At 72.8% G+C, this 10,015-nt stretch carries 1 protein-coding gene; it reads right to left on the reverse strand.

What is annotated here, in order from left to right; translation table 11 throughout:
• Positions 1 to 6: 6 nt before the first annotated feature.
• Positions 7 to 9,987, reverse strand: coding sequence for a type I polyketide synthase (locus FHS44_RS41255; RefSeq protein ID WP_312863865.1), 9,981 nt, complete (start codon positions 9,985 to 9,987; stop codon positions 7 to 9).
• Between the last annotated feature and the right edge of the window lie 28 nt (positions 9,988 to 10,015).

Here is a 10,015-nt window from a genome sequence, read left to right on the forward strand (position 1 = left end):
ATCCGTTCAGAGGCCGAATTCCGCATCTATGAGGGAGAGCACCTCGTCGATCGACGCGGATTGCAGTTCGAGGTCTGCCTCGACAGTGGCAGTCGCGGCCGGGACCGGGACACCCCTGACCGACACCCCTGAACCCCTGAACTCACGCCACTTCGAGAGCAGGGTCTCCAGCCTCGCGGTGACCCTGCGACCGGCCTCCGCGTCCAGCTCGGCGTCCGTGAGCGCCGCCTCAAGCGCGTCCAGCTCGGCGAACACCCCCGTCCCCTCCTCCGCCGCAGGGGCCAGCCGGGACGCCAGCAGGCCCGCCAGGGCCACCGGCGTGGGGTGGTCGAAGAGCAGCGTGGACGGCAGTGAGAGGCCCGTGGCGCCGCCCAGGCGGTTGCGCAGCTCGACCGCCGTCAGCGAGTCGAACCCCAGCTCCAGGAACCCCCTGTGGGGTTCCACGGCGGCCACGCCCCGGTGCCCGAGCACCTCCGAGGTCATCCGGCGCACCAGGTCCAGCAGAATTCGCTCCCGCTCCGCCCCGGAGACACCCGTCAGCCTCGCCGTCAGCGCCCCGGCGGGCGCCTGTTCCACGGCCAGTGCCCGGACTGCCGGAATCTCGGCCAGCAACCGGCTCGGCCTGACCGCGGTGAACCCGGCCGCGAACCGGGACCAGTCCACGTCCACCACGGCGACCGCGGTGTCACCCAGCGCCAGCGCGGCGTCCAGGGCGGCCAGCCCCGACTCCGGTGCCAGCGGGGCCACCCCGGCGTTCCTGGCGCGCCCCAGCACCTCGCCGCCCGAGGCCATGCCGCCCTCCGCCCACGGCCCCCAGGCGACCGAGGTCGCGGGCAGGCCGAGCGCGGCACGCCGTTCGGCCAGGGCGTCCAGGTAGGCGTTGGCCGCCGCGTAGGCCGCCTGCCCGGGGGCGCCGAGGGTGCCGCTGAACGACGAGAACAGCACGAAGGCGTCCAGCTTCCGATCGAGCGTCAGCTCGTGCAGGTGGCGGGCGGCGACGGCCTTGGCCCGCAGGACACCGGCGATCCTGCCGGGGGTCAGCGCGTCCAGCACGCCGTCGTCGAGCACCCCGGCCGCGTGCACCACCGAGGTCACCGGGTGCTCGGCCAGCAACGCCGCGAGCTGCTCGCGGTCGGCGGCGTCGCAGGCGGCGACGGTGACCTCGGCGCCCAGCGCGGTGAGCTCCCCGGCCAGCTCCGCAGCGCCCGGGGCTTCCGGCCCACGGCGGCTGGTGAGCAGCAGTTTCCGGACACCGCGCCCGGCCAGGTGACGGGCGAGCCGAGCGCCGAGCGCGCCCGTGCCACCGGTGACCAGGACGGTGCCGTCCCAGGTGGGGGCATCGCCGCGTCGTCCGACCGGCGCGGGGACCAGGCGTCGCCCGTAGAGGCCGTCTGGCCGTACGGCGACCTGGTCCTCGCCGTCGAGGCCGTGCAACGCTTTGGCGAGCCGGTCTCCTGTTCTGGCGTCGAGGGTTTCCGGCAGGTCAACCAGGCCGCCCCAGCGGTCCGGGTGCTCCAGCGCGGCCACCCGGCCAAGGCCCCACAGCGCGGCCTGCGCCGGTTCCGCGACCTGTTCGCCAACGGTCACGCCGCCCCGGGTCGCGCACCACAGCGGGGCGTCCAGGCCCAGGTCACCGAGGGCCTGGAGCAGCGCGACCGTACCCGTGGTGACCGCGTGCTCGTCGGCGTCCGCGAGCGCCAGCAGCGACAGCACGCCCACCGGGGTCGTCCCGTCCAGCTCAAGCCGCAGCAGGTCAGCCAGCGCGGCACGGTCCGGCTCACCCACGCTCACCCGCCTCACGTCCGCGCCGTGCCGTACCAGAGAGGCCAGGAGACCCTCCGGCGCGGCCTCGCCCTCGGGCAGGACGGCAAGCCAGGTGCCCGGCAGCGGGGCCGTCTCGGGTTCGGCGAGCCGCTGCCACTCGATCCGGTAGCGCCAGGAGTCCAGGAGTGAACGGTCACGGCGTTCCCGTCGCCAGGACGACAGCGCGGGCAGGAGTTCACCCAGTGACCGTCTGCCGGACTCGTCGATCCGCAGGGTCTTGGCGACGGTTGGGAGGTCCTGTTCCTCGACGGCGTCCCAGAAGGCGGTGTCCACCGGATCGGCCACCGGCTCGGGGCCGTCGAGCCAGAAGCGTTCGCGTTGGAAGGCGTAGGTGGGCAGCGACATCCGGCCTGTCCCGGCCCCGGTGAAGAAGGCCGGCCAGTCCACCTCCGCCCCGAGCGTGTGGAGCGCGGCGACCGCGCGGACCACGGCCTGGGCCTCCGGCCTGTCCCTGCGCAGCGTGGCCAGCAGGGTGACGTCCCCGGTCAGGCAGTCCTGGCCCATCGCGGTCAGCACGCCGTCCGGTCCCAGTTCGAGGAACCTGGTCACGCCCTCGGCGGCCAGCCGTTGGAACACGTCGTGGAACCGTACGGCGTCGCGGACGTGCCGCACCCAGTACTCGGGGTCGGTGACCTCGGCGGTCATCTGGATCGTCGGCGCGTGGTAGGTCAGTGACCCGGCGATCGCCCGGAACTCGTCCAGCATCGGGTCCATCAGCGGCGAGTGGAAGGCGTGGCTGACCCGCAACCGTTTGGTACGGCAGCCGCGCCCGGACAGCCGTTCCCCGGCCCGCAGCACGGCCTGTTCCGCACCGGCCAGCACGATGGCGCGCGGGCCGTTGACGGCGGCCACCACCACCTGCCCGTCGAGAAGCGGCAGCACCTCGTCCTCGGTGGCCTCGACCGCCATCATGGCGCCGCCCGCCGGAAGCCGCTGCATGAGCCTGCCGCGTGCGGCGACAAGGCGGGCGGCGTCGGGGAGGTTCAGCACCCCGGCGACGTGCGCGGCGGCCAGTTCGCCGATCGAATGGCCCGCGACGAGGTCGGGCCGTACGCCCCAGGACTCGACGAGGCGGTAGAGGGCGACCTCGATGGCGAACAGCGCGGGCTGGGTCCAGCCGGTCTGGTTGAGCGCTTCCTCGTCGTGGAGGATGACGTCGCGCAGGGGTCGTTCGAGGTGCCTGTCGAGTTCGGCGCACACCTCGTCGAAGGCCGTCGCGAACACCAGGAAGGTGTCGTGGAGCTCGGCGCCCATGCCGACGCGCTGGGCGCCCTGGCCGGTGAACAGGAACGCCGTCCTGCCCGTGCCCGCCGTACCGCGAACCACCTCGGGTGACGACCCACCGGCCGCGAGCGCGGCCAGTCCGGCGCGCAGGCCCTCGGCGTCCTCGGCGACCACGGCCGCCCGGTGGGCGAACCGCGACCGCGACAGGGCCAGTTCGCGGCCCAGCACGGACAGGTCCGTGTCGTCGTCGAGGTGCTCGCGCAGCCGCCCGGCCTGGGCGCGCAGCGCCTGCTCGGACTTGCCGGAGAGCAGGAAGGGAACCGGGCCGGTCTGCTCGGACGGCTGCGGCTCGGGGGTCTCGGGGGCCTGTTCGAGGATGACGTGGGCGTTGGTGCCGCTGACGCCGAAGGAGGAGACCCCCGCCCGGCGAGGCCGTCCCGTCTCGGGCCACTTCTGCGCTTCGGTGAGCAGTTCCACGGCGCCGGTCGTCCAGTCCACCTCGGAGGTGGGCTGGTCCACGTGCAAAGTGCGAGGCAGCACGCCGTACCGCATGGACAGGATGGTTTTGATCACGCCACCGACTCCTGCGGCGGCCTGGGTGTGGCCGATGTTCGACTTCAGCGAGCCGAGCAGCAACGGCTGTGAGCGGTTCTGGCCGTAGGTGGCGAGGAGTGCCTGGGCCTCGATGGGGTCGCCGAGGCGGGTGCCGGTGCCGTGGGCCTCCACGGCGTCGATGTCGCCTGTCGTGAGCCCGGAGGCGGCCAGCGCCTGGCGGATGACCCGCTCCTGGGCGGGGCCGTTGGGCGCGGTCAGGCCGTTGGAGGCGCCGTCCTGGTTGACGGCGCTGCCCCGGATGACCGCCAGGATCGGGTGCCCTTGGCGCTGGGCGTCGGAGAGGCGCTCCAGCAGCAGGACTCCCACGCCCTCGCCCCAGCCGGTACCGTCCGCGGCGTCGGCGAAGGCCTTGCAGCGCCCGTCGGGCGCGAGCCCGCGCTGACGGCTGAACTCGACGAACGAGCCCGGCGTCGACATCACCGCGACGCCACCGGCCAGCGCCAGCGAGCACTCGTCACGCTGGAGCGCGGCGACCGCCAGGTGCAGGGCGACCAGCGAGGAGGAGCAGGCAGTGTCCACCGAGACGGCCGGACCCTCAAGGCCCAGCGTGTACGCCACCCGGCCAGAGGCGACGCTGGCCGAACTGCCGTTGCCGAGATAGCCCTCGACCTCCTCGGGAACTGTCGTGAACCGGGCCGCGTAGTCGTGGTAGGAGATGCCGGTGAACACGCCCGTCCTGCTGCCCCGCGCCGACCGCGGGTCGATTCCGGCCCGCTCGATGGCCTCCCAGGAGGTCTCCAGGAGGAGCCGCTGCTGCGGGTCCATGGCGAGTGCCTCACGCGGGCTGATCCCGAAGAACGCGGCGTCGAACTCGGCAGCGTCGTACAGGAACCCGCCCTCCGAGGCGTAGCAGGTGCCCGCCTGCTCCGGGTCGTCGCTGAACAGCGCGGCGGTGTCCCAGCCACGGTCCGTCGGGAAGCCGCCGATGGCGTCCCGGCCCTCGGCGACCAGCCGCCACAGCTCCTCGGGCGTACGCACCCCGCCGGGGTAGCGGCAGCTCATCCCGATGACGGCGACCGGCTCGTCGGCGACCGGCTTCGAGGTATGTGTCTCCTCGTGGGGGGCATCGCCAAGGAGCTCGCCGAGCAGCCGGGCGGCGACCGCCTCGACCGTCGGGTGGTCGAACAGCAGGGTGCTCGGCAGTCGCACCCCGGTCGAACGGCCGAGACGGTCGCGCAGCTCAACCGCCGTCAGCGAGTCGAAGCCCTGCTCCTGGAACGAACGGGACACGTCGATCCCGTCGGCAGTCGGGTGGCCCAGCACCTCGGCGGTCAGGCCGCGCACCAGCGTCACCAGGGTGCGCGTGCGTTCGGCGACCGGCAGGCCGACGAGCCTGGCCCGCAGTGTGGAGGTCTGATCCGACTGTCCCGCGGTGTCCTCCAACGCCCGCACCTCGGGCAAATCGGCCAGCAGCGGGCTCCGCCGTACGGCGGTGAAGCCCGGCTGGAACCGCGACCAGTCCACCTCGGCGACCGTCACGACGGTCTCGTCCCGGTCGAGCGTCCGCTGGAGCGCGGCCACCGCGAGGTCGGGCGGGAGCGCGCCGAGGCCCATCCGCCGCAGCGGCTCCTCCTGCCCCGCCGACATACCCTCCCCGGCCCACGGCCCCCAGGCCACCGAGGTGGCCTTCAGTCCTCGTGTACGGCGTCGCTCGGCGAGGGCGTCCAGATAGGCGTTGGCCGCGGCGTACCCGGCCTGGCCGCCCCCGCCCCAGACCCCGGTGACGGAGGACATCAGCACGAAGGCGTCGAGTTCCTGGCCGTCCAGCAGCTCGTCCAGGTGCGCCGCGCCGGTTACCTTGCCCGCGGCGGAGGCGGCCAGCCCGTCCGCGTCCAGCTCGCGCAGCGGCGCCATCACCCCCGTCCCGGCCGCGTGCACCACGGCGCTCAGCGGCCCGACCTCCGCCAGCAGTACGGCCAGCGCGTCACGGTCGTCCACGTCGCACGCGGCGATCGTGATGCGGGCTCCAAGCCCGGTCAGTTCGGTCTCCAGCGCGGCGGCCCCGGTGGCCTCCGGTCCCCTGCGGCTGGTCAGCACCAGGTGCTCGGCGCCGTTGCCCGCCAGCCAGCGGGCAACGTGCGCACCGAGCGCGCCGGTGCCCCCGGTCACCAGTACGGTGCCGCGCGGGCGCCACTCGCCGCTTGTGCCACCGTCCGCTGCGGGGACCAGGCGTCGCACGTACAGGCCGTCTGGCCGTACGGCGACCTGGTCCTCACCGTCGAGGCCGTGCAACGCTCTGGCGAGCCGGTCTCCTGTTCTGGCGTCGAGGGTTTCCGGCAGGTCCACCAGGCCACCCCAGCGCGCGGGATACTCCAGCGCGGCCACCCGGCCAAGTCCCCACAGCGCGGCCTGCGCGGGCTCGACGCCCTGCTCGCCGATCTTTACGCCGCTCCGGGTCGCGCACCACAGCGGGGCGTCCATCCCGGCCTCGTCCAGGGCACGCAGTAGCAGTACGGTTCCGGCCAGTACGGCGGGCACTCCGGGACGCGTCTCACGGTCATTCAGTGCCAGCAGGGAGAGCACCCCGGTTGGCCGTCGCCCGTCGAGGGCGTCCAGGAGGCGGGTGTGGTCTGCGGTCTCCGTGACGGTGACCACCTCGGCGCCGCGCTCCCGCAGGGCGGCGACCACGCTTTCGGCTTTCTCGGACAGGTCCTCGTTCAGGCTTTTGGGCAGGCTTTTGGGCAGGATGACCAGCCAGCAGCCGGTCATCGTCGTGGTGCCGACGGGGTCGGCGAGCCGCTGCCACTCGACCCGGTAGCGCCAGGTGTCCAGGAGTGAACGGTCACGGCGTTCCCGTCGCCAGGACGACAGCGCGGGCAGCAGCTCGCCCAGTGACCGCCTGCCGGACTCGTCGATCCGCAGGGTCTCGGCGACGGTCGAGAGGTCCTGTTCCTCGACGGCGTTCCAGAAGGCGGTGTCCACCGGATCGGCCACCGGCTCCGGCCCGTCCAGCCAGAAGCGCTCACGCTGGAAGGGGTAGGTGGGCAGGTCGACGGGGGTCGCGGGGGGCAGGAAGGCGGGCCAGTTCACGGGGATGCCGTGGAGGTGGAGGTTGGCCAGGGCGGTGGTGAGGGCGGTCTGTTCTGGCTGGTCGCGGCGTTGGGTGGGGATGGCGCCTTGCGGCAGGAGCGGGGTGAGGGCGGCGTCGGGGCCGATCTCAAGGAAGGTGGTGACGCCGTGGCCCAGCAGGGTGGTGACGGCGTCGTGGAAGCGGACGGGCTGGCGGGCGTGGTGGACCCAGTAATCAGGGTCCGGGGTGAAGAGCTGTCCGGTGAGGGTGGAGACGATGGGGATGGTCGGCGGGTGGTAGGTCAGTGACTCGGCGACCCGCTGGAGTTCCTGGAGAACGGGGTCCATGAGGGGGGAGTGGAAGGCGTGGCTGACGCGTAGCGGCCGGGGATTGGTGAAATTTCGGGCTATTTCGTGGACTGCGGTGCTTTCTCCGGCGATGACGAGGGAGTTTGGCCCGTTGATCGCCGCGATGGAGACGTGCTCCCCCAGATAAGGCTGGATGGTGTCTTCGTCGGTGCGTAGGGCGATCATGGCGCCGCCCGGAGGAAGGTCCTGCATGAGGCGGGCCCGGGCGGTGATGAGCCGGGCCGCGTCAGGCAGGCTCAAGACTCCGGCGACGTGGAAGGCGGCGACCTCACCGATGGAGTGTCCGGCGAGGTAGTGAGGTTTGACGCCGAAGGACTCGACGAGGCGGTAGAGCGCGACCTCGATGGCGAACAGCGCTGGCTGGGTCCAGCCGGTCTGGTTGAGCGCCTCCTCGTCGTGGAGGATGACGTCGCGCAGCGGCCGCTCCAGGTGCTTGTCGAGCTCGACGCACACCTCGTCGAACGCCGCCGCGAACACCGGGTAGGCGTCGTGGAGTTCGGCTCCCATGCCGACCCGCTGGGCGCCCTGCCCGGTGAACAGGAACGCGGTCTTACCGTTCACCGTCGTGAACGTCGGCCCGTCCTCGGCCAGCTCGGCCAACCCCGCGAGAAGCTCGTCCCGGTCGGCCGCGACCACCGCCGCCCGGTGCGCGAAGTGGGCCCGGGTGGTGGCCAGCGAGTACGCCAGGCCGTTCAGGTCCACCCCCGGATCCGCGTCGACCCGAACCCGCAACCGAGCCGCCTGCTCCCGCAACGCGGGCACGGTCTTCGCCGACAACAGGTGCGGGACGACAACGCGCGCGGGTCGCGCCTTCTCCTCGTACGGTTCCGGCCCGGTCTTCGGCGACGGCGGGTGGGGGGTGGCGGCGTGTGCGGGCTCGCAGGGCGCCTGTTCGTGTAGCGCGTCGGTCTTCGTTGACGGCGGGTGTGGGGCGACGGTGGGTGCGGGGTGCGGCTTCTCCTCGTGCGGTTCCGGCGCGGTTTTCGCTGACGGCGGGTGCGGGGTGGGCTGCTCGTGTGGTGCGGGTGTGGTCTTCGCCGATGGCAGGTGGGGAGTGGCGGCGTGCGCCGGGCCTGGCTTCTCCTCGGCGAGCGCCTGCGGCTCCTGCTCACGTTGCGCGGGCACGGTCTTCGCCGACGGGGGGTGCGGGGTGGGTCGCGTGGGGACCTGCGGCTTCCCGTCGCGCAGTGCGGGTGCGGTTTTCGCTGACAGCGGGTGTGGGGCGACGGTGGGCGCGGGGCGTGGTTTCTCCTCGCGTGGTTCTGGTACGGCCTTCGCCGACAGCGAGTGCGTGAGGACCTGCGGCGTCTGCTCGGGTGGTGCGGGTGCGGTCTTCTCCGACGGCGGGTGGGGAGTGATGGCGTGCGTCGGGCCTGGCCTCCCCTCGGCGGGCGTCTGCTCGGGCGGGGTCTTCTCCGACGGCGGGTGCGGTGTGATGGAGCGTGCCGGTTGCGGTACGGCCTTCGCCGACATCGGGTGCGATGTTGACTGCGTGGGGACCTGCGGCTTCTCGCCGCGCAGTGCGGATGCTGTCTTCTCCGACGGCACGTGCGGAGTGAGTACCTCCGGTGCCTGTTCGATGATGACGTGGGCGTTGGTGCCGCTGACGCCGAACGACGAGACGCCCGCCCGGCGTGGACGTCCCGTCTCGGGCCATGCACGGGCCTCGGTGAGCAGTTCGATCGAACCGGCCGTCCAGTCAACCTCGGGAGTCGGCTCGTCCACGTGCAGGGTGCGGGGCAGCACGCCGTACCGCATGGCCTCGACCATCTTGATGATGCCGCCGACGCCCGCCGCCGCCTGGGTGTGGCCGATGTTCGACTTCAGCGAGCCGAGCAGCAACGGCTGTGAGCGGTTCTGGCCGTAGGTGGCCAGCAGCGCCTGCGCCTCGATCGGGTCGCCGAGCCGGGTGCCGGTGCCGTGTGCCTCGACCACGTCCACCTCGGCCGGGGTGAGCCCAGCGCTCTCCAGTGCCTGCCGGATGACCCGCTGCTGGGCGGGGCCGTTCGGCGCGGTCAGGCCGCTGCTGGCGCCGTCCTGGTTGATGGCGCTGCCCCGGACGACCGCCAGCACCCGGTGCCCGTTGCGTTCGGCGTCCGACAGGCGCTCAAGCAGCAGCACGCCAACGCCCTCGCCCCACGCCGTGCCGTCAGCGGCGGCGGCGAACGACTTGCACCGGCCGTCCGGCGCCAGGCCGCGCTGACGGCTGAACTCGACGAACCCGGCCGGGGTGGAGAGCACCGTGACACCACCGGCCAGCGCCAAAGAGCATTCACCGTTGCGCAACGCCTGACTTGCCAGGTGCAGCGCGACCAGCGAGGACGAGCACGCGGTGTCCACGGTCACCGCGGGACCCTCAAGGCCCAGCGTGTACGCCACCCGGCCCGAGGCCACGCTGCCCGCGCTGCCGTTGCCCAGGTAGCCCTCGACCTCCTCGGGGACGGACTGGAAGCGGGCCGCGTAGTCGGCGGTGGCGATCCCGGCGAACACCCCGACCCGGGTGCCGCGCACCGAGGTCGGCGCGATTCCGGCCCGCTCGAACGCCTCCCAGGAGGTCTCAAGCAACAGTCGTTGCTGCGGGTCCATGGCCAGCGCCTCGCGGGGGCTGATCCCGAAGAACGCCGCGTCGAACTCGTCGGCGCGGTGCAGGAACCCGCCCTTGCGGACGTAGGTGGTGCCGGGCCTGTCGGGATCCGGGTCGTAGAGGGCCTCGACGTCCCAGCCACGGTTGGCGGGGAAGTCGGAGATCGCGTCACCGCCCCGCTCGACCAGCTGCCAGAGCTCCTCCGGCGAGGTCACCTCGCCCGGGTAACGGCAGGCCATGCCCACGACGGCGATCGGCTCACGACCGGCGTCCGCCAGCCGCCGGTTCTCCCGGCGCAACCGCTGGATCTCCTTGAGGGAGTCCCGCAGGGCCGCGACGACTTCCTGGGGTGCTGCGTCCATCAGCTCTTTCTCCGTCTTTCAAGGTGCG

The organism is Streptosporangium saharense (assembly GCF_014203715.1).
GTDB classification, from domain to species: Bacteria; Actinomycetota; Actinomycetes; order Streptosporangiales; family Streptosporangiaceae; genus Streptosporangium; species Streptosporangium saharense.

Excerpts from the sequence above, each read along its gene's own strand:
- FHS44_RS41255 (WP_312863865.1), bottom strand. The coding sequence starts at position 9,987 with ATGGACGCAGCACCCCAGGAAGTCGTCGCGGCCCTGCGGGACTCCCTC.